Here is a 20,774-nt window from a genome sequence, read left to right on the forward strand (position 1 = left end):
GTCACGTTCGTGCGTCGCCGGGTGTCGACCTAATGAGGCCCAAAACGGGTCCGCACTAGGACTATTCGGGAGGTTCGCCATGTCCCGGCTTCAGGGAGTCTCGGACCACGACGCCAGCCTGGGCGCCAAGATCGCCTTCTTCTTCACCAGGCGCAAGCTCGGGCGGATGGCCGGCCTGGAAACGGCCGGCATGCTCGAGCCGCTGCGGATGTATGCCCACATCCCCGCGTTGCTCAGCGCCATCGGCAAGCTGGAAATGGCCGAATCGAAGCTGGACATCCTGTGCCCGCGCCACCGCGCACTGGCCGAGCTGAAGGCGGCGACGACGGTGCGCTGCGAGTACTGCATCGACCTCGGTTCGCAGATCGCCCGCCGGTGGGGCATCACCGACGACGAACTGGTGGGCATGGCCGATTACCGCGACGCCGCGTGCTTCGACGACGTCGACAAGCTGATCCTGGAGTACGCCACCGCGATGAGCCGGACCCCGGTCGAGGTGACCGACGAGCTGTTCGACGCGTTGCGCGCCCACTTCGACACCCCGCAGCTGGTCGCCCTGACCCACGTCATCAATCTGGGCAATCTGCGTGCCCGGTTCAATGTCGCGCTCGGCATCGGCTCGTCCGGCTTCTCCGGCAACCGGGTGTGCGCCCTGCCCGAATCCGGCCGCGCGTGACGGCTGCACTGGCGGCACGTTTCGAGGCGGCCCGGCCACAGCTTGGCGCCATCGCCTACCGGATGCTGGGTTCGATCGACGATGCGCAGGACGCCGTGCAGGAAGCCTGGTTACGGCTGAACCGCAGCTCCGCCGAGGACATCGCCAATCTGGACGCGTGGCTGACCACCGTGGTGGCCCGCATCTGCTTGAACACCTTGCGCGACCGCCACGGTCGGCATCGCGAGGAACTCCTCGCCCGGCTGCCCGATCCGATCGTGGACCCCCAAGGCGAGTTCGACCCCGAACATCGCGCGATGCTGGCCGACGCGGTAGGGCTGGCGTTGTTCGTCGTGCTGGACACCCTGGCGCCGGCGGAGCGGTTGGCGTTCGTCCTGCACGACGTCTTCACCGTCCCGTTCGAGCAGATCGCACCCATCGTCGAGCGCACCCCGGAGGCGACCCGCAAGCTGGCGAGCCGCGCACGCCGTCGAATCCGGGACGCGGACCCGCTTCCCGACGTCGGCATCACCGCGCAGCGCGAGGCCGTCGACGCCTTCTTCGCGGCCGGGCGCTCCGGTGACTTCGCCCGGCTGGTGTCGGTGCTGCATCCCGACGTCGTGCTGCGGGGTGACTTCGGTTCCGGCGCAGGGCTTTTCCGCGCCGAGGGAGCGTCATCGGTGGCCCGGCTGGCCCGCGGCTACGCATCCCCCGAGCGCGAGGTCCGTGCGGCCACCGTCAACGGTGCGGCCGGCGCGGTCGTGTTCGTGACCGGCCGGCCCACCGCGATCATGGCTTTCGTGGTCCGCGACGGCCTGGTCGCCGCCATCGACGTGCTGGCCGACCCGGAGCGCGTCGCGAAAGCCGTGCCCGACTAGTTGACGGCGGTCGCAGCCTGCAACAACGCCAGTGCGGCGTCGTGTTGTAGCACCCAGTTGCCACCCTGCTGGACGAACACCAGTTGCTTGTTGACCGGCCCGGCGAACTTCGGACCCGCGATGGCCACCTGGGCGGCGGCCATGTTCGGTCCGGCCGGGACGATGTTCGTCACGGTGAAGGTCTCCGGGAAGTTGCCGTTCCGGTAGGCCTTACGCAGGTCGTGGTCGGCAACGTGGCCCTCGTCGGGCGCGATGCCGTTTTCGACCAGACCGACCTTCACGGAGTAGCCCACGCCAGGATCGGTGGCCTGGATGCACAGGTTGGTCAACTGCTCGGCCGTCGGCAGCTGCTGGCCCGGCACCACCGGCGCAGGCGCGGGAGGAGGCGGGGGTTCCTGGGGCAGTGGCGCCAACGGCGCACCCACCGCGGCCAACTGCACCTCAGTCATGGGCGCTGCCACAGCAGCGATGCCGACGGCCGCGCCGCCGATGACGGCCAGCGCAGCCGCGCTCATAGCTATGGATTTCACATTTCCCCCTTTAGAGGCCCGGTCCAGGCCAACCTGACGGATGCTACTCACTGCCCGGCGGCTTGCAGCAGCTCCATCGCCGACGAGCGCGACAACATCCAGCTGCCCTGGTTGACGAACGTGACGTTCTGCATCACCGGGTTCGTCAGCTTGGGGCCGGAAACCGCGACGTCCGCCGTAACCGATCCCGCGGCGGCCGGCGCAATGTTGGTGATGGTGAACGACAACGGCAAGTCGCCGTTCTTGGCCGCCTTCTGCAGCTTCTTGTCCGCGATGTGCGCCACGGTCCCGCTGACGCCGCCTTCGACCAGGTTGCCCTTGTTCGTGAACGACACGCTGGGGTCGGCGAGGGTGTTGAGCAGTCCGGTCAGCTGGTCGGCGGTCGGAACGTCGACGGCGGGAGCCGGCAACGGCGGTGGGTCCTGCGGCAACGGGGCGCCGAAGGCGGCCAGCTGGACCGCGCTAACCGCTGGAATGGATGCGACCGAGGTGACGCCGATGGCGGCGGCGCCGACGGCGCCCAGGGCTGCCACACCCGTGACGATAGCTTTCAGAGATTTCATGATTCCCCCTTCGACGTGCAGCGACGTGACGGAATGTCACCCACACCCCCCACCTGGTGTAGATGGTGTGGTTGTGCACCTTGTGACAGATGCTACGCGGGATCGCACGGACTAATCTGTGCGCAACCTGTGTAGCAGCCCAGAATTTGGGTTCGCCGGCTAACCCGCCGAACGGCTCGCGGAGAGGGAGTCACGCAGGCTCTTCGGACGGATGTCGGGCCAGTTTTGTTCGACATAGTCCAGGCATTCGGCGCGGGTCGCTTCGCCGAAGACCACCCGCCAGCCCGTTGGGACGTCGCTGAACACCGGCCACAGGCTGTGCTGTTGTTCATCGTTGACCAGCACGAAGAAGGTGCCGTTGTCGTCGTCGAACGGGTTAGTACTCATCGCTTCTCCACCATCGTCGGGAATCGGGACAGACCAGCCGCCGGACCGACCCAGGACCCCAAAACCCGGTCCGACAACAGGCCCAGACAGCTCAGGTTCGGGAAACCGGGCCCCTGGGTGAGGCCGGAAAGGTTAGGCAGAAACAGCTTCGGGGCGACGTCGCTGACCGACAGGTCGTAGCCGATCCCCTCCTGCAGGCGATCGGACGCCAGCGGTCCACCCAGACCCAGCTCGAGCAGATCGAGCGCGTCCTGGCTGAACAGTGAGGTGAACCAGAGCGCGTCCGCGCCCGAGCCGTCGATGACGAGATCGAATCCGTGCACCGTCTCCAGGTTCTCGCTGAACCGGTTGGTGGACAGCGTCAGCCGGATCTGCCCGTCGCGGCCCACCGCGTGGGCGACCCGGCCGCGCAGGTGGTGGATGCGGTCGTCGGCCAGCAGCGCTTCCTGCACATTCGCCGAGAAGACACCGCGGTCGGTGCGGGCCAGCGCGTCGCGGCGCTCATCCAGCGTCAGGGCGGTCCAGTCGGTGGGGTCGGAGAACAACGAGTTCTCAAAGAAGCTTTCGCCCCGGGTGAACAACGTCACCTGCGGCGAGATGACCGTGATCGTCGAAACCCGGTGCCGGAAAAGCTCGTTGAGCATCGAGGCGGCCGTCTCACCACCGCCGATCACCGCGACCCGCTCGGCGTTGATGCGGTCGTGTCCGGCGGCGCGATCCCAGAACTGCGCGATCGACATCATGCGCGGGTTGCCGGGCAGCAGCGACTTCTCGGCCTGACCCGGGCCGGTGATCATCAACGCGTCCGCGTGCACGGTGGTCTCGCGGGTGTGCAGCGCCCAGCGGTCGCCCGCGATGCCGAGCCCGTCGACCTCGCCGTGCACCACGTGCATGCCGACCTGGTCGGCGACCCAGCCCAGGTATTGGCTCCATTTGCGATGCGGCGGAGCGGGTCTGCCGCGGTCGATCCACTCGGCGAACGACGCGGTCGCGATCAGATAGGACTGCCAGCTGTACCGGGTCATCAGCTCGTCGAGCTCGCCGTTGCGGCGCGGCACCAACGCCGACCGATACGGAAAGCCGACATCTTTTTCCGGGCTGGTTCCGAGCCGGTGTGCCCCGTCGGTCCAGCCGCCGCTCGCCTGCCAGTTCGCTCCGACTCCGGTGCGTTCGACGGCGATCACGTCGGGAACGTCTTGGATATCGGGGCCCATGTCGCGCAATGCCTTGGCCTTGGCGGCCACCGCCACCGCCTTGGCGCCGGCGCCGAGGATCGCCAGGGTGCTCATTTCACCACCTCCCGCAGTGATTCAATCCAAAGTTGTTGCAACGCAGAGATATCCGCGTCATCGAGAATGCCGGGCAGCGCGCGCCACTGCGCGGCCAGAACACGCTGGGAATCGAACGGCAGCACGGTGGCCATAATCGTGAGTTCGTGGCGCACCGCCACATCCGGCTCCGGCTGCGGCGACACCCCGGCCAGCAGTTCGCGCTCCAGCTTGACCACGGTGCCGCCGCCGGTGTGGGCCGCGCCCAGGTAGTTCAGCAGCACCTGCGGGCCGGGCAGCGGGGCCAGCTGTGCAGCGGTGTCTTTGCGCAGGTAGCGCAGCAGGCCGTAATCGAGTCCGTCGCCCGGGATGGCCGCCAACTGCTTCCCGACCTGCCGCGGGTCGGCCGAGGACACCCGCACCGGATAGATCGAACTGAGCAGTCCGATCGTGTCGCCGGTGTCGGTGGTGTCGTCCACCAAACTGTCTGCGCGGCCGTGGGTTTCCAGTGCCAGCAGCGGCGGCGGCGTGGCCTGGTTTCGCTGCTGGCGCCAGCGTGTCACCATCGCCGCGGTGGCGGCCACCAATAGATGCGGCAGCGGCAGCCCGGAATCCAGCAGCCGGTGGGTGGTGTCCGCATCGGCGGCGACCATCCGGACGATCAGATCGCCGGCCCGGTCGCGATTCGGATCCACCCGTCGGGCACCGAGATGGGGATCGTCCCCTTCGAGCTGCGCCGCCCAGAATCGCGTGGTGTCCAACTTCTCGGCGCGCTGGGTTAGCGCCTCGGCCCAGCGCCGGTAACTGGTGTGCTCCCGGATCGGCGCGGGCGAGTGCCCGGTGGCCAAAGCCCGCAGCGCGGTGTCCAATTCGCCGAGAACGACCCGCCACGACGCCGGATCCATTGCCAACACGTGGGCGGCCAGCAGCAGAACGCTCGGTCCGGTCGGGGGGCGAAGCCAGACCCCGGCCAGCAGCACTCCGCGCTCGGGATCGAGACGTTCGACGGCCGCCGCGACGTGCCCGGGGACGGCGGCCGGCAGATCGCCGGACACGGCCACCTCGTCGACAAGGGTCGCGGTTGCCCCGGTCGGAACCAGAGTCATCGTGTCGCGGTCCAGTCGCGTGCGCAGCACTTCGTGCCCGGCGAAGATGCGGGCCAGCGCGGCAGCCAGGTGTTCGGGGCTGACGTCGGCGGGCAGCCGGATGGCTTCGGTCTGCGCCAGCCGGCGGGGTTCGCCGTATTCGTAGAGCCAGCGGCCGTTGGCCAGCACCGGCATCGGCCCGGCCGATTCGTCGATATCGCTTGCGGCAGCGTAACTCTCGGAATCGATGGCCTCCGATAATTCCCGGATGTTGACGCAGTCGAGGATCAGCCTGGCTCGCAACGCCAGACCGCGCGCCCGCGCCGCCTGCACCACCGACAACGCCATGATGCTGTCCAGGCCCAGCTGCAAGAAGTCCGCGGTGACGTCGACCCGAGGTAGCTGCAGCAGCTCCGAAAGCACTTCTGCCAGTGCGGTTTCCGTCGGCGTTTCGGGTTCGGCCCAGGCGGTGCTCGCGGCGTCGGCCGCATCGAATGCGCTCAGCGCGGTTTCGTCGAGTTTGCCGTTTGCGGTCAACGGGATTTCGTCGACCCCGATGATGCGTTGCGGAATCATGTAGCGCGGCAACCGGGTAGCGAGCATGGCGCGCAACTGCGCGGTCGGCGGTGTGTGCCCGTCCGAGCTCACCACGTAGGCGGTCAGCCGCGCTCCGGTCTGCAGGCGCCGCACCAGAACACCGGCGTGCCGGACCGCGGGGTGCGACTCGAGTGCGGCGGCGATCTCACCCGGCTCGACCCGATAGCCGCGGATCTTCACCTGCGCGTCGGCGCGCCCCACGTACTGCAGCGAGCCGTCGATGCCCCGGCGCACCACGTCGCCGGTGCGGTACATCCGCTCGCCGGCGACGAATGGATCGGCAATGAAGCGGTGGCTGGTCTCTCCCGGGCGGCCCAGATAGCCGCGGGCCAACTGCGCGCCGGCCAGGTAGAGCTCGCCGGTCGCCCCGACGGGCACCGGGCGCAGCCCGGAGTCGAGCACGTACCCGCGGGTGTGGTGCGTCGGCCGTCCGATCGACGGCTCGTCATACTCGGCGATCGCGGCCACCACCGCCTCGACCGTGGTCTCGGTCGGGCCGTAACAGTTGTACGCGCGCAACCGGGTTCGTGCACACTCGCTGCGGATCAGGGTCCACGCGGACTTACCCAGCGCTTCCCCGCCCAGCGCCAGTACCGCCAGCGGAACCGTCGTCAGCAATCCGCAAGCGGTGAGTTGGGCGAACATCGACGGCGTGGTGTCGATCATGTCGACGCCGTGCTCGGCGATCGCGGCGACCAGAGCCTCGGCGTCGGTCTGGGTCCGCTCGTCGACGACGTGCACGCCGTGGCCGTCGAGCAGCGCGACCAGGGGCTGCCACGCCGCATCGAACGCGAACGACCACGCGTGTGCGATCCGCAACGGGCGGCCCAGCCGGGCGGCCGCGGGCCGCAACACGCTGTCCAGATGATCGTCGGCGTACGCGCCGACGGCCGCGTGAGTTCCGATGACGCCCTTGGGTTCTCCCGTCGTCCCCGAGGTGAAGACGACGTACGCGGCCTGCCCGGGGGTTACCTCGACGGCCCGGAAGTCGCGGGCCTCGCCGGTCCGCATCAGGTCTTCGTCGACGACGATCGACGCCCCGGTTTGGCGCAAAATCGACTCCACCCGCTCGGGCGGCAGCCCCGGCTCCATCGGCACGCACATCCCGCCGGCCTTGAGTACCGCGAGCATCGCGATGATGTACTCCGGGCCGCGGAAAAGCCTTATGGCCACTGGTGTTTCGGACCTCACCCCGCGCTCGGCGAGCCGGGCGGCCAGCCCGTTGGCGCGACCGTCGAGCTCGCGATAGCTCAGCGTGCCGCCCGCCCAGCTGACCGCGACGTGATCGGGCAGTGTCGCCGCGATCGCGGCGAACCGGGTGTGGATGCCGGCCGCGGGCGGAGCCGCTGCGCCGGCGGCCGCGACGGCCTCGTCGTCGAAGAGCACGCTGACCTCACGCAACGGCCGATCCCAGCCCTGCAGCAGTCGCTCGGCGGTGGCCATCACCCGTCGGCCGAGCCGCTCGGCGGAGGTGACACCCAGCGCGCCGTCCAACACCTCGACCAGCACCACCAATTCGCGGCCCGCCATGTGGGCGGCGATCGCGATCGGGAAGTGTGACAAGCTCTCCAGCGCGGATGGCCGGAATGTCGCACTGCCCGCGGTCAATTCACCGCCGGCGACCAGCCCGTCCATCGGGAAATTCTCGTAAACCAGCAGGGTGTCGAACATCTCGCCCACCCCGCCCAGCGCGCGCAGCTGTGCGTGCCCGAGATAGCCGTGTTCGCGCAGCAGTGCGGCATCGCGTTGCACGGCGCGGCATTGGTCGCCCACGCCGGCGGCCGGGTCGACTTGTACCCGCATTGGCACGGTGTTGATGAACAGGCCGATCATCGTCTCGACGCCGGCAAGCTCGGCCGGCCGGCCGGAGACCGTGACGCCGAAGACCACGTCGTGGGTGTCGGTCAGCCGCGACAAAACCAGGGCCCACGCCATTTGCATCAGGGTGTTGACGGTGATGCCGCGCGACCGGGCGCCCTCGACGAGCCGCTCGGCGACGTCGGGCGCCAGCCGCAGTTCGGTGGTGCGCGGCAGGCCCGCCGACTGGCCCTCGGCCGCCTCGGCGGAGCCGAGCGCGGCGGCCAGCAGGGTGGGGCCGGAAAGCCCGGCCAGGTGTTGGCGCCAAACTTGTTGGCTGGCCTGCGGATCGCGGCTCGCAAGCCACCCGATGTAGTCCCGGTACGGCCGCGGCGCGACGGGCAGCGCCGCGGGATCTCCCCCGGCCGCGTACAGGATCATCATCTCGTTGACGAACACCGGCAACGACCATCCGTCGATCACGATGTGGTGGGCGGTGATCACCAACCGCCATTGTGGCCCAGGCAATTCGATCAATAGGAAACGGATGGCCGGCCCGCGTTCCAAATCGAACGGGCGCCGACGTTCGCCGACCTCCAGCGCCGGTAGTTCGCCGGGTGTGGCCGTGACACGTCGCCACGGCAACTCGACTCGGGACGGCACGATCTGCACCGGGCGCGCAATGCCCCGACTGAAAAAACTGGCCCGCAGGTTCGGGTGCCGGGCCAACATCTTTGTCGCACAGTCGCGTAACAGCTCCACGTCGAGTACGCCGGTGATGTCCGCGGCCATGCCGATCATGTAGGGGTCGTCGGCCGCGTCGCCTTCGACGAACTCGGTGAGCGCGCTCAGCGAATACAGGCCCTCTTGCAGGGGACTCAACGCCATCACGTCCTCGATGTCGGGTGCGACATCGGTTTTGGTCGCGGTCATGACGTCCCGTCGCGCGACGACGCCCACAGCTGCGACACGGCGGCCAGGTCGTCGGCCGACAGTCCGGACGCGGCCATCGGCTCGAAGCGGGCATCGGCCGGCGCATCGGCCTGGCCGGTGCCGGCCTCGCCTTCGCCCACAGCGTCCAGGGCGGCGGCCAACTGCGCCACGGTCGGATGCTCGAAAACCATGCGCGGGCTGACCGCCAGGCCGGCCGCGCGGGCCCGCGAGGACAGCTGAACCGACAGGATGCTGTCGCCGCCGAGGGCGAAGAAGTCGTCGGAGCGGCCGACCTCCGGCGTGGCGAGCAGTTCGGCGAATACCTTGGCCAGCGCCCGTTCGGTGTCGGTGCGCGACGGTTCGATCCGGCCGCCGGTGCTGACCGCCGGCTTCGGCAGCCCGGGCCGGTTCAGCTTGCCCGAGTCGGTCTTCGGCATCGCGTCCAGCACGGTCAGCGACGAGGGCATCATGTAGCCGGGCAGCGTCATCGCGATCGCGGCGCGCACCGCGGCCGCGAAGCCGGCCTTCCCGGCATCGTCGACGATCGGCCGTTGCGGCACCACGTATCCGGCCAGCGAGAGACCTCCGTGCACCTCCCAGGTACGGGCCGCCGCCGCGGCGACGCCTTCGGCGGCCGCCAATGCGGATTCGACCTCGGCCAGCTCGACCCGGAAACCGCGCACGTGAACCTGATGGTCGGCCCGGCCGGCGAACTCCAGCTGGCCGTCCTCGGTCCACCGGGCCAGGTCGCCGCTTCGGTACAGCCGCGAACCGGGTTCGGCCGCATAGGGATTGGCAATGAACCGCGTCGCGGTCAGCCCGGGCCGCTTCCAATAGCCACGGGCCAGCTGGTCACCGGCGTAATACAGTTCGCCGACCACACCGACCGGCACCGGGCGCAGGCCGTTGTCGAGGAGGTAGGCATCACTACCCGGGACCGGCTTGCCCACCAGCGGATTCGGCGAATTGAGCGGCCCGCGCGACACCGCACCGGAGGTCTCGGTGGAGCCGATGTTGTTCAACAGCTGGATGCCCGTATTGCCCGCACACGCGGCCACCAGGCGCTGCAGCAGCGACGTGCTCACCGGCTCGCCACCGCACACCAGCCTCGACAGGGACCGCACCACATCGGGCCGGATGTCCACCAGCGCCCGGACCAGGCTGGGCACCGCGGTCACCTGCGCCACCGAGTGCCGATCCATCAGCGCCGCCAGTGCTTCGGCGTCCCGGTGCTCGGCGTCGTCGGCGAGAATCATCGTCGCCCCGGCCGCCAGGCCGGCCAGCATCTCCATGCCGCCCTCGAGGAAGGTGATCGAGGCCTGAGCCAACCGAATGTCGTTGGCGCAGGGCGGGTAATGCCGCAACTGCCAATCCAGCCGCGCCGACATCGATCGATGCGTGCCCACCGCACCCTTCGGCTTGCCGGTCGAGCCGGACGTGAACACCAAATACATCGGGTCGTCAGGATGCGGCACCGGTAGGTCCAGACGAGCCGTGCCGTTCTCCACCACCGTGCGCACCTGCGGATCGTCCAGCGAAATGACCTCTACCCCAGGCACTTCTGGCGTGCTGGCCACAGCCTCGGCCGTCGCCAGTACCACCGGCGGCACCACGTCGTCGAGCATGAATTGCTTGCGTGCCAACGGATAGCCGGGATCGATCGGGAAGTATCCGGCACCGGCCTTCATGATGGCCACCAGCGCCACCACCATGTCGATGCCCCGCCGTGTCGAGAGCCCGACCAGCGAGCCCGGTGCCACGCCATGTTCGGCGAGCAGCGCCGCCAGGTTGTCCGAACGGCGGTGCAGCGCGGGATAATCGAGCTGCTCGCTGCCACAGCGCACCGCGATCCGGTCGGACCCCCAATTGCGGCTGGGAGCGAGCAGCTCCGGAATGGTACGGGGCCGGTCGGGTGGCGGCGGGGCACCGCGGCTCCACTCGTCGAGGATGCGGTGCTGCTCGTCGTCGTCGATCACCGCAACGTCGCGCAGGGTTTGGTCGACGTTCTCGGCGAACTCGGTGATGATCCGGGCCAGCCAGCCGGCCAGTCGCTCGATCGTCGACCGGCTGTACAGCTCGGTGCGGTAGATGACGTCGCAGTCGTATCCGGCGCCGTCACCACCGTCGGTGCCCAGGAAGTTGACGCTGAGGTCGGCGTGCGCCATGTCGAAGATCGGGTCCAGCGAGGTGCACACCGTGTCCCCGCCGTCACCGGTGGCGGGTCCCGACTCGATGACCCGGGTGGCCGGCAGGTGATCGCGCACGTGCACGACGACCTGGAACAGCGGGTTGCGCGACAGCGAGCGCACCGGGCTCACGCTGTCGACCACCCGGTCGAAGGGCAGATCCTGGTGGGCGTAGGCGGCCAGCGCCGTCTCGCGCGCCCGGGTCAGCGCCGCACGCAGCGTCGGGTTGCCGTCCAGGTCGTTGCGCAGCACCAGGATGTTGACGAAAAAACCGATCAGCTGGTCTAATTCGGCCTCGGTACGCCCGGCGACCGGGGTGCCCAACGGAATGTCCACGCCGCCACCGGCCTTGTGCAGCACCACGGCGACGGCCGTTTGCAGCAGCATGAATTCGGTGATGCCCAACTCGCGGCACACCTCGGCGAGCTTGGCGCGGGTGGCCGAGTCGATGCGGAAGGCGACGGATTCACCCGCCCCGCTGGGCACCGGCTGGCGAGCGAAGTCCGGCCGCAACCCGGTGTCCTCGGGCATCCCGGCCAACTGGCGGGTCCAGTACTCGCGCTGCTCGGCGGCGATGGCGGACTCCTGGCCGCCGGAGTCACCCAGGAACGTGCTCTGCCATGCCGCGTAGTCGGCATACTGCACCGGAAGCGGTGCCCAGGACGGAGCCTCCCCGGTCCGGCGGGCCCGGTACGCGGTGAGCACATCGGTGAACAGCACGCCCGCCGACCAGTGGTCGGAGGCGATGTGGTGGACCACGAACGACATCACATATTCGTCCTGGATGCCGTTGCGCAGCAACGCAATCCGAATCGGCCGTTCGGCGTCGAGCTCGAAGCAGTGCTGGCGCTCTTGGTCCAGCTGTTTTTGCAGCCAGGCCTCGCTGTCCTGCTCGGCACCATCGAAGGACGCGCGGCGGATCGCCACATCACCGGCCGGATTGACCACTTGGTAAGGCACGCCGTCGATTTCGACGTAGCTGGTGCGCAGGATTTCGTGACGGGCGACGACGTCGCCGATAGCGGCGATCAGCGCCTCGATATCCCACGGACCGCTCAGTTTCGCGGCGAACGGAATGTTGTTGACCCAGCTGGGCCCGTCGATACGGTAGGCGAACCAGCTGCGCAGCTGCGACGCCGACAGCGGCAACGGTTCGTCGTGCGCGGTCGCGATCAGCTTGGGTCGGGTCTCGACGAGCTCGCCGGACCCGAGTTGGTCGACCCGCTCGGCCAGCCGGCCCACCGTCCCCAGCTCGAAGACATCGCGGATACCGAGCTCCACACCGCAATCCGAGCGGATCGCGGTGACCAGTCTGGTGGCCACCAGCGAGTGGCCGCCCAAATCGAAGAACGAGTCGTCGACACCCACTCGGTCGTGGCCGAGCAGCGTGGCGAACAGCGCGGCGATGCGGCGTTCGGTGGGCGTCGTCGGGTCGCGATATTCGGCGGCGGCGGCGATCTCCGGTTGCGGCAGCGCGACGCGGTCGATCTTGCCGTGTGCGGTGATCGGGATCTCGTCGAGCACCAGGTAGCCGGCCGGCGTCATATAGTCCGGCAGAGCGGCGGCCACCCGGGCCCGGATACGTTCGACGTCAACGGATTCGGTGCCACAGTCCGGCGCCGGGGTCACATAGCCGACCAGGCTCTTGCCCAATCGGGGCAGATCCACGGCGAGCACCACCGCTTGCCCGACGCTGGGGTCCACCGAGATGGCGGCGGCGATTTCACCGAGCTCGATGCGGAAGCCGCGGATCTTCACCTGCTCGTCCGCGCGGCCGACGAATTCGATGTCTCCGTCGGCGTTGCGGCGGGCCAGGTCACCGGAGCGGTACATCCGCCCGCCCGCAGTGTTCGGGTCGGCGACGAAGCGTTCGGCCGTCAGTGCCGGCCTACGGTGATATCCGTGAGCGACATGTGTTCCGGCGATGTAGATTTCGCCGATCACGCCGACCGGGACCGGCTGCAGCGCATCATCGAGCAGATACACCTGCGTGTTGATCTTCGGCCGTCCGATCGGCACGATGCGGGTGCCTTGGGTGCCCTGCACGGGGTAGCTGGTGCAGTTGACGACCGTCTCGGTCGGTCCGTAGAAGTTGTACAGCAGCGCATCGAAGGTGGCATGGAACTTGTCGGCGATCTCGCCCGGCAGGGCCTCGCCGCCGATCGGCACCCGCCGCAGGGTGCGCCATCGGTTGACGCCGGGCAGCGAGAGAAACAGCCCGAGCAGTGAAGGCACGAAGTGCATCGAGGTGATGCCTTCGCGGCGCAGCAGTTCGGTCAGGTAGCCGATGTCGCGCAACCCGTCGGGCCTCGGAATGACCAGCCGTGCGCCCATGATCAGCGTGCCGAAGATCTCGCCCATCGACACGTCGAAGCTGGGCGAGGCGACCTGCAACAGCGATTCCGTTGCGTCGACCTGGTATTCGTCGCCGAACCAGACGAAGTACTCGGCGATCGGCGCGTGTGGAACCGGAACACCCTTGGGCAGCCCGGTCGAGCCGGAGGTGTAGATCAGGTAGGCCGTGTTGTGCGGGCTCAGTGGCCGAATCAGCTCGGGCGCGCTCACCGGGTAGTTCGACAGACCGGTAACCGGTTCGCGCAGCACCAGTTTGGCGTCCGCATCACCAAGGATGAACGTGATGCGATCCTGCGGGTAGGTGGGATCCACCGGCAGGTAGACCCCACCCGCTTTGAGGATGCCCAGCGCGGTGATGACGAGTTCGGGCGACTTGTCCAGCAGCAGCGCGACCCGGTCCTCGGTGCCGATCCCTTGGTCGATGAGCCAGTGCGCCACCCGGTTGGACTCTTCGTCGATCTCCCGGTAGCTGTAGTCGCGGCCCTCGTAGCCGACCGCGATGGCGTCGGGCGCCGAACTCGCGCGCCGACTGACCAACTCCGGCAACGTGGCCGCCGCAGTGGTGAACTCTTCGCCCGTCGACACTCGGCGCAGCCATTCGGCGTCTTCGCCGCTCATCAGCGCGCATGCCGACAGCGTCGCGTCGGGGTTGCTCAGCGCGCTGTCCAGCAGGACGACGTAGTGCCGCAACAGCTGTTCGACCAACGGGCGATCGAGCACCTCCACGAGGTATTCGGCCTCGATGAGCCCGCCGCCGTTGCCCGATCGCTGCAGCTCCACCATGAAACTCAGTGGCAGCTGGTTGAAGTGACCGCGCAACTCGGCGCGCGCGCACCGCACCCCCGGCGGGCAGAAGCCGGCGCCGTCGGCGTCTCGCTGTCCGAAGCTCACCCGGGTCATCCGGTCGGCGCCGTGGCGGCGATCGGGATTGGATTCGCGCACCAGCCAATCGAGGTCGGCGCGTGAATGTGCGAAGGCGCCCACCGCGCTGTCGCGCGTCTGGGCAAGCAGTTCGCGGAATGTCTGACGGGAGTGCGGTTGGAGCCGAATCACCACGGTGTTGCCGTAGTAGCCAATGGCATCCTCGGTCCCGACGCCGCGATTGAGCACCGGGACGGCGACCAGAAAATCGCTCGACTGCGTGTAGCGCTGGACCAGTGCCGCGAAGGCCGACATCAACACCATGTACGGGGTGGCGCCGGTTTGTCGGGCCAATTCCGCAACCCGATCGACCAGGTCGGCCGGCAACCGCGTCGTCGCGCGCTGCGCACGCCAGGTGCTGGGCACCACCGAACCGTTGGGCCCCGGAAGCTCAAGTGGCTCCGGCAGGTTCGTGATCAGGGGACGCCAGTAGTCCGCGTCCTGGTCATTTCTCGCGGCGTCGGCGAAGGCCGCCTCGACCGCGGGCGTCGGCACCGCCGGCGCGGCGGCGAATCCGTCCGGGTCGGTGTAGGCGTGCGTCAGATCGGCGAAGAACGGCGCCCATGACCCGTCGTCCCACGCGATGTGGTGGGCGGTGAACAGCAGCATCAGCTCGTCGGCCGACAAGCGCGCCACGGTGACCCGCAGCGGCGAATCCTTGGCCAGGTCGAAGGGACGGCAGAAGTCCCGCTGTGCCAGCACGTCCAGCCGCAACCGCCGCGACTGATCGGGCAGATCCGACAGATCGTGCTCGGCCCAATCCGGCCGAAGGTCTTCGCGGACCACCGGATATGGAAAGCCGTCGGCGTCGGTCTCGTAGGTCGTGTGCAGCACTTGATGCCGCGCGGCCACGGCATTGATGGCGTCCCCCAGCCGCGCTACGTCGACCGTGCCACTGACCCGGTACGAGACACAGACGTTGAGCAGCGCGCTGTCGGGGTCGACCGACTGTACGAACCACATCCGGTGCTGGCCACCGGACATGCGCGGCTCGTCGACGGTCGCCACCGGCGCCTCGGCATCGGGCCGGGTCAGGCCGCGCTCAGCGAGCTTGCGGCGCAACAACTCCAAGCGCTTTTCGTCGAGCCGGGCGCTGGCATTAATTTCAGTCACGCTAGGTGTCCAACCTTTCTAGCATCGCGAGCGTCGAATGGTGCGCCCCGATCGCAGCGGCGCCGCCACCCAACGTCGGCGCAGCTTTGGGCCCGCCGGTCGAGCCGGCGCCCAACGCATCGATCAATTCGTGGACGGTGATGCCGCCGAGCATCCGGGCCACCGGAACCGAGTTCCCCACCGTCCGGCGCAGCCGCTTGCGCAGATCCAGCGCGAGCAGCGAATCCACACCCAGGTCGATCAGCGAGGCACTCGAGTCAATCGACGACGAATCACCCAAGTGCAATGTCGCGGCCAGCTCGGCGCGCACCACGTCGGCGACCGGTTTGACAGCCGAGCCGTTGTCATGCTCAGAGCTCTCGCCGAGCGAGCCGCTGAACGGCATTGGCATTCCCTGGCTTTCGAAGAAGACCGCGAGCCGGTCGAAGTCCGCGTCGAAAATCAGTGGATCGCCGTCGTAACGGTACAGGCTGGCTTCGATCGCCAATTCGGGGTCCATGGCGATCAATCCCGAGCGTTCGGTGCGGGTGATCTCGTTGGCCGCCACCACACCGGCGGCCTGCCATAGTCCCCATCGAATCGCCGTGCAGTCCCGGCCCCCGGCCCGCAACTGGGCGGCCAGCACGTCGAGCATCCGGTTGGACGCCGCATACGCCGCATGGTGGTAGCCGCCCCACACGCCAAACACCGACGAGCAGGCCAGAATCCGGCAGCCGGGCCTGCTCGGCCAAACCTCGGCCAGCAGCGCCAATCCGCGAACCTTCGCCTCACATACCTCGGCCACATCCGTGCCGGTGAGATCCTCGCGCACCACCGCTTTGGCGATGCCGGCGGTGTGTATCAGCAACGACGCACCAGCGCCGGCGTATTCGAGCGCGGCGGCGGACAGCGCGACACGGTCGGTGATGTCACAGCGCGGGGCCTGCACCACCGCGTCATGGTTGTCGGCGAGCCGTGCCAACGTGTCGGGGTCAACGCCGTTGCGGCTCAACAAGGTAACCGTGCGCGCCCCGTGTTCGATGCAGTACCGCGCGTACCGCAGGCCGATCGCTCCGCTGCCACCGGTGATCACCACGTTGTCCAGGGCGGCGCCGTCCAATGGCCGGCTGATTGCCGAGTCTCGGCACTCCCGGAACGTCCGAGCATAGCGTCGGGGCGGTTCGGTCCCCCGCACCGCGATCTCGGCCCCTTCGCCGATCAGCGCCTCGACGACCGCGAGCGCGGTTGCGGCGTCGACATCGCGGCTGGGCAGGTCCAGGTGCCCGAAGATCTGGTCCGGGAATTCGAACCCGACGCTGCGGTGCATCGCCGCCAGGGCGGCCTGTGCGGGCGAGACATTCGGATCCTCTCGCTCGACCTGCTCGGCACCGACGGTCAGCAACCACACGGCCCGGCAACGTGGGCCGGTGATCGCGGCGTAGTCGGGTAGGCCCGCGTCGGATCGTCCGGCGATCTGCTCGATCGCGGCGAGCGCATCCAGCCGGTCGAGTTCCGGGGCGATCACCACGACGATTTCGGCCTCACCGAGCGGCACCGCCCGGCAGCCGTCGTGCGTGGCGACGGCGTCGATCAGTTGCCGCGTCAACGCGCCCGCAGCGGCCTCGCCGAAAAACCCGATGCTGCAACCGGTTGTACCCGTCGTCGACGTCACCTGCTGCCAATCCTCGACGGCAGCGGTCAGCGCGGGCACCGCGACCGGGTCGGTCAGCGGCTCCGGCGTCGCCCACAGGTGCACCGCCCGCATCGGCGCGTTCGGGAACCTCGGCAGCGGCGGCCGGATACCGCCCGGGATGGTTTTGGCCCACGGGCTGCCGGGGTCGGCGGTCGCGACGGCGGCGATGTTCGCCGAAAGGGCCTCGACGATGGGTTTGTCGCGATGCCCCGACCCGACGACCACCGCCGACTCCTCGTCGACGATATCGGCGAGCGGATAGAGCAGCGACGGGTGTGCGGACAGTTCCACGAATGTGTCGACGCCCAGCTTCTGCGCATGTCGCACGGCCCGGTCGAATCGCACTGTGCCACAGAGGTTCTCGTACCAATACTCGGAGAAGTCGATGTCGTCGTCCACCTCGCTGCCGAACGTGGAGCCGACGAACCGCGCCTCGCCGCGCCGGAAGCCCGAATCGGGCATCGACTCGATCAACGGAGTCCGCAACGGCCGCAGTGCGCTGGTGTGACCCGGATAGTCCACGGACAGTTGATGATTGAAGATGCCGCGACGCCCCGCCAGTCGCACCGCCGCGGCCACCGCGTCGTGCTCACCGGAGACCACGGTCGATGACGGGCCGTTGACCGCGGACACTTCCAGCCAGCCGGGCGCATCGGCCAGCACGGACTCCGCCTCTTCGAGGCCGACGCCCAGCACCGCCATCGCGTACCGGCCGGTCAGCCGGTCGACGACGCTCGCGCGCGCGCCGACCAATCGGACCGCGTCCGGCAAGGTGATCGTCGCTGCCACATACGCCGCCGCCACCTCACCGAGACTGTGCCCGATGGTGACCTCCGCAACCACCCCGTGGTTTCGCCATACCGCGGCCAGGCTGACCGCGTGCGCGAACTGCGCGCCCTGGATCTGCGTGCGCGACCAGTGCTGCTCCTGCTCCCCGAACAGGTAAGGCAGCGGCGAGGGCAACCCGGCCGCGACGAACGCCCGCCCGCACTCGTCCGCGGTCTCCCGATAGGCCGGCAGCACCCGGTAGGCGTCGGCTCCCATCGCCTGCCATTGGTTGCCCTGCCCCGGAAACACGAAAGCGATGCGCGGCGCCGAGCTCTTCGACGACCAGCTGGTCAGGGGGTGCTCGTCGTCGAGGGCCAGCGCCGACAAGCCGTCGACGAGCTCGGCCCGGTCGGCTGCCCGCACCACCGCGCGGTGACGTCGCAGCCGCCGCAGCCGCAACAGGGTCGACGCGACCGACGCCGCCAAATCCGCTGCGGCGTTGCCGCTGCGGTCCAGGTAGTCCAGGATCGCAGCGGCATCCCGGCGAATCAGCTCTTTGTCGTGCGAGGTGAGCAGCACCGGGACACGGCCGTCGGGCAACATGTGATCGAGCACTATGCCACCTCTGGCATCGAAACGATCAGATGCGCGTTGGTACCCGCGATCCCGAAGGCCGACGCCACGGCCGTGCGTTGTCCGGCAACCGCCGGCCACGGAGTCAGGGTCTGCGCCAGGCGTAACCCTTGTGCATCCCAATCGATTTCAGGACTTGCCTGGTCGGCGTGCAGAGTGGCCGGTACCGCGCCGTGCTCGGCCGAAACCAGAACCTTAGCCAACCCGAGCGCACCGGCAGCGGCCAACGAGTGACCCAGGTTGGACTTGACCGAACCCAGCAGTGCCCCGGCGCCGGGTTCGGTGTTCCCGTAAGTCTTTGCCAGCGAACGCAGTTCGGTGCGATCGCCGAGCCGGGTACCGGTGCCATGCCCCTCGATCATGCCCACTTCGCCGGGCTGGATTTCGGCTTGGGTGATCGCGCGGCGGAACAGCCGGACCTGAGCCTCCTCGCTGGGGGCGGACAGACCGGCACTGCGACCGTCCTGGTTGACCGCGGTGGCGCGGACTTCGGCGATGATCTGCCGGCCGGCCCTCAGCGCCGCCGATTTGCGTTGCAACACAAACATTGCCGCTCCCTCGGCCCAGACCGTTCCGCTGGCCTGCGCGCTGTACGGGCGGCAGTAGCCGTCGTCGGAGAGGGCGTGTTGCTTGGAGAATTCGACGAAGAAACCGGGCGAGCCCAATACGTTGACGCCACCGGCCAGCGCCAAGTCGCAATCGCCGTCGCGCAGAGCGCGCACCGCGACGTGGAAGGCCACCAGCGCCGACGCGCACGAGGAGTCGAGGGTGAGCGCCGGGCCGGTCAGCCCGAGCGTGTACGCCACCCGCCCCGAGATGACGCTCAGCGCGGTTCCGGCGAGCAGATGGCCACTGTGCCGGGAGAACTCGGCCATTTCGGGCCCATACCCGGTCATGGACGCGCCGACAAAGCAGCCCACATCGTGGCCGGCCAGGTCGTCGGGATTGATGCCGCTGTTCTCCAGCGCGCGCCAGGACACCCGCAGCGTCACCCGCTGCTGTGGGTCCATCGCGATCGCTTCGCGGGGCGAGATCCCGAAGAACTCTGGATCGAATGTTGCTGCCCCGCCGAGGAATCCACCGCGGTCGTGGATCTGTTTGAATCCGCTGCGGCGCGACCCGGCGAGCAGTTCGGCGACCGACCAGCCGCGGTCGGTCGGAAACCGGCCCAAGGCCTCACGGCCGTGCGCCAATAGGTCCCAGTAGCTGTCGGCGGTGTCGATACCGCCGGGTGCTTCGACGGCCATCCCGACGATCACCACCGGATCGATCTCGGTGGCTTGGACTCCGTGGTCAGACATCGGCGTTCACCTGTGCGGCGATCGCATCGACATGGTCGTAGACGTAGAAATGGCCGCCGTCATACAACGACAGCTCGAAGGACCCGGCGGTATGCCGTTCCCACTGGCGCAGCACGTCGATCGCGATGCGGTGATCGTCGCGGCCGCCCAGGACGTGGATGTCGGTGCCGATGCGGATATCGGGACTGGGGTCGTAGCGATTGAAGGCTTGATAGTCGGCGCGCATCGCGGTGGTGAGCAGTTCGGAGAATTCCTCGTCGGCCAGCAGTTCGGGATCGGTACCGCCGAGGTCGGCGAGCTCGGCGAGCACGCCGTCGTCGCTGGTCGGCAGTTCGGGCATGTCGGCGACGACACACGGCGGCGGGCCCGCGGAAGCCCAGAGCTTCCGCACGGCGACATCGCGCTCTTCGGCCACCCGGGCGAACTCGAACGCCACCACGGCGCCCATGCTGTGCCCGAACAACCGCAACGGTGCGACGCGGCGCCAAGGCCCGGCCTCGAAGAGCCCGAGGGCGAGGTCGTGCACGGTCTCGTGGGCAGGTTCGGCGAGCCGGTCGGCGCGCTGTGGGTACTGGACGATGTAGATGTCGCCGCCGGCAGCCAGTGCGGCGGCCAGCAGCCGGTAGCTCGCGGCGGCCGCGCCGGCGTGTGGAAACACCACGGTGGCGCCGTCAGCCGACGTGCGCCCGGGAACCAGCTTGATCCAGGACGGAAAGGTGGATGGCATGCTGATCAGGTCACGGAATGTCATGGTGCTCACCGGATGCCTGGGCGCTGTGGCTCAGAGCGCCGGCCGAGTGGGTAGCAGCGGCCCGGGACCCTGCCGCCACTCGCCGCGACCGGCCGGCCGGCGACGTCACGCGCAGCGAGCCCAAGGCCCGACACCGCAGGTTGCCGGCCTGCTGAACAGCGTCAACAGCAACGCCGACCCACTCGGCTACCTCCGCACGGATATTCTCCGAGCCCGCGGGGGCACGCACCACCAAACCTCCCTGAATTAGCACAGGCTGCCCTAATTTTTTTGGTTACCCTATCCTCTCTCCCTGCGCTGTTGCTACTAAGCCCCCGCCAAGGCACCCGGGTGATCCCGGACACAGCAGGGTCCGCGGAAGCTTGGGTGTCATCGAGCGCC

At 68.6% G+C, this 20,774-nt stretch carries 11 protein-coding genes; 2 read left to right on the plus strand and 9 right to left on the minus strand.

Features of this window, described 5'->3' with window-relative positions; genetic code table 11:
* Window positions 1-79 precede the first annotated feature (79 nt).
* Window positions 80-676, plus strand: a complete 597-nt coding sequence (locus AC5Y5O_RS05215) for a carboxymuconolactone decarboxylase family protein (protein ID WP_096289140.1) — start codon at window positions 80-82, stop codon at window positions 674-676.
* Entirely contained in the window at window positions 673-1,533 is an 861-nt protein-coding gene (locus tag AC5Y5O_RS05220) for a sigma-70 family RNA polymerase sigma factor (protein ID WP_243394123.1), read from the plus strand. The genes AC5Y5O_RS05215 and AC5Y5O_RS05220 overlap by 4 nt, the downstream gene beginning before the upstream one ends.
* On the opposite strand, the gene AC5Y5O_RS05225 is transcribed toward AC5Y5O_RS05220, so the two are convergent.
* From AC5Y5O_RS05225 to AC5Y5O_RS05265, 9 genes are all read right to left on the minus strand, one after another.
* Window positions 1,530-2,063, minus strand: a complete 534-nt coding sequence (locus AC5Y5O_RS05225) for an MTB12 family secreted protein (RefSeq protein WP_480212828.1) — start codon at window positions 2,061-2,063, stop codon at window positions 1,530-1,532. The two genes, AC5Y5O_RS05220 and AC5Y5O_RS05225, sit on opposite strands and share 4 nt — an antisense overlap.
* 47 nt (window positions 2,064-2,110) lie before the next feature.
* Entirely contained in the window at window positions 2,111-2,626 is a 516-nt protein-coding gene (locus tag AC5Y5O_RS05230) for an MTB12 family secreted protein (protein WP_096289144.1), read from the minus strand.
* Window positions 2,627-2,785: 159 nt separating this feature from the next.
* Entirely contained in the window at window positions 2,786-3,013 is a 228-nt protein-coding gene (locus AC5Y5O_RS05235) for an MbtH family protein (RefSeq protein ID WP_096289146.1), read from the minus strand.
* Complete coding sequence (mbtG, locus tag AC5Y5O_RS05240; RefSeq protein ID WP_096289148.1) at window positions 3,010-4,302, minus strand: NADPH-dependent L-lysine N(6)-monooxygenase MbtG; 1,293 nt, start codon at window positions 4,300-4,302, stop codon at window positions 3,010-3,012. Before mbtG ends, AC5Y5O_RS05235 begins: the two co-directional genes overlap by 4 nt.
* Window positions 4,299-8,693, minus strand: coding sequence for an amino acid adenylation domain-containing protein (locus AC5Y5O_RS05245; RefSeq protein ID WP_500024066.1), 4,395 nt, complete (start codon window positions 8,691-8,693; stop codon window positions 4,299-4,301). Before AC5Y5O_RS05245 ends, mbtG begins: the two co-directional genes overlap by 4 nt.
* Window positions 8,690-15,268, minus strand: coding sequence for an amino acid adenylation domain-containing protein (locus AC5Y5O_RS05250; RefSeq protein ID WP_500024068.1), 6,579 nt, complete (start codon window positions 15,266-15,268; stop codon window positions 8,690-8,692). The genes AC5Y5O_RS05245 and AC5Y5O_RS05250 overlap by 4 nt, the downstream gene beginning before the upstream one ends.
* A gap of 1 nt (window position 15,269) precedes the next feature.
* A complete protein-coding gene (mbtD, locus tag AC5Y5O_RS05255; RefSeq protein ID WP_500024070.1) occupies window positions 15,270-18,323 on the minus strand; it encodes a mycobactin polyketide synthase MbtD in 3,054 nt (1,017 codons plus the stop codon).
* Entirely contained in the window at window positions 18,323-19,642 is a 1,320-nt protein-coding gene (locus tag AC5Y5O_RS05260; RefSeq protein WP_096289154.1) for a beta-ketoacyl [acyl carrier protein] synthase domain-containing protein, read from the minus strand. The genes mbtD and AC5Y5O_RS05260 overlap by 1 nt, the downstream gene beginning before the upstream one ends.
* Window positions 19,635-20,393: a thioesterase II family protein gene (locus AC5Y5O_RS05265; protein ID WP_096289156.1), complete on the minus strand. Its 759-nt coding sequence runs from the start codon at window positions 20,391-20,393 to the stop codon at window positions 19,635-19,637. The genes AC5Y5O_RS05260 and AC5Y5O_RS05265 overlap by 8 nt, the downstream gene beginning before the upstream one ends.
* Between the last annotated feature and the right edge of the window lie 381 nt (window positions 20,394-20,774).

This window comes from Mycobacterium sp. NGS40, from assembly GCF_059812735.1.

What these genes read in the sequence shown, in the direction of transcription:
- AC5Y5O_RS05235 (WP_096289146.1), bottom strand. Translation starts at nt 3,013, where the DNA reads ATGAGTACTAACCCGTTCGACGACGACAACGGCACCTTCTTCGTGCTG.
- AC5Y5O_RS05265 (WP_096289156.1), bottom strand. Translation starts at nt 20,393, where the DNA reads ATGACATTCCGTGACCTGATCAGCATGCCATCCACCTTTCCGTCCTGG.
- AC5Y5O_RS05215 (WP_096289140.1), top strand. Translation starts at nt 80, where the DNA reads ATGTCCCGGCTTCAGGGAGTCTCGGACCACGACGCCAGCCTGGGCGCC.
- AC5Y5O_RS05230 (WP_096289144.1), bottom strand. Translation starts at nt 2,626, where the DNA reads ATGAAATCTCTGAAAGCTATCGTCACGGGTGTGGCAGCCCTGGGCGCC.
- AC5Y5O_RS05245 (WP_500024066.1), bottom strand. Translation starts at nt 8,693, where the DNA reads ATGACCGCGACCAAAACCGATGTCGCACCCGACATCGAGGACGTGATG.
- mbtG (WP_096289148.1), bottom strand. Translation starts at nt 4,302, where the DNA reads ATGAGCACCCTGGCGATCCTCGGCGCCGGCGCCAAGGCGGTGGCGGTG.
- AC5Y5O_RS05260 (WP_096289154.1), bottom strand. Translation starts at nt 19,642, where the DNA reads ATGTCTGACCACGGAGTCCAAGCCACCGAGATCGATCCGGTGGTGATC.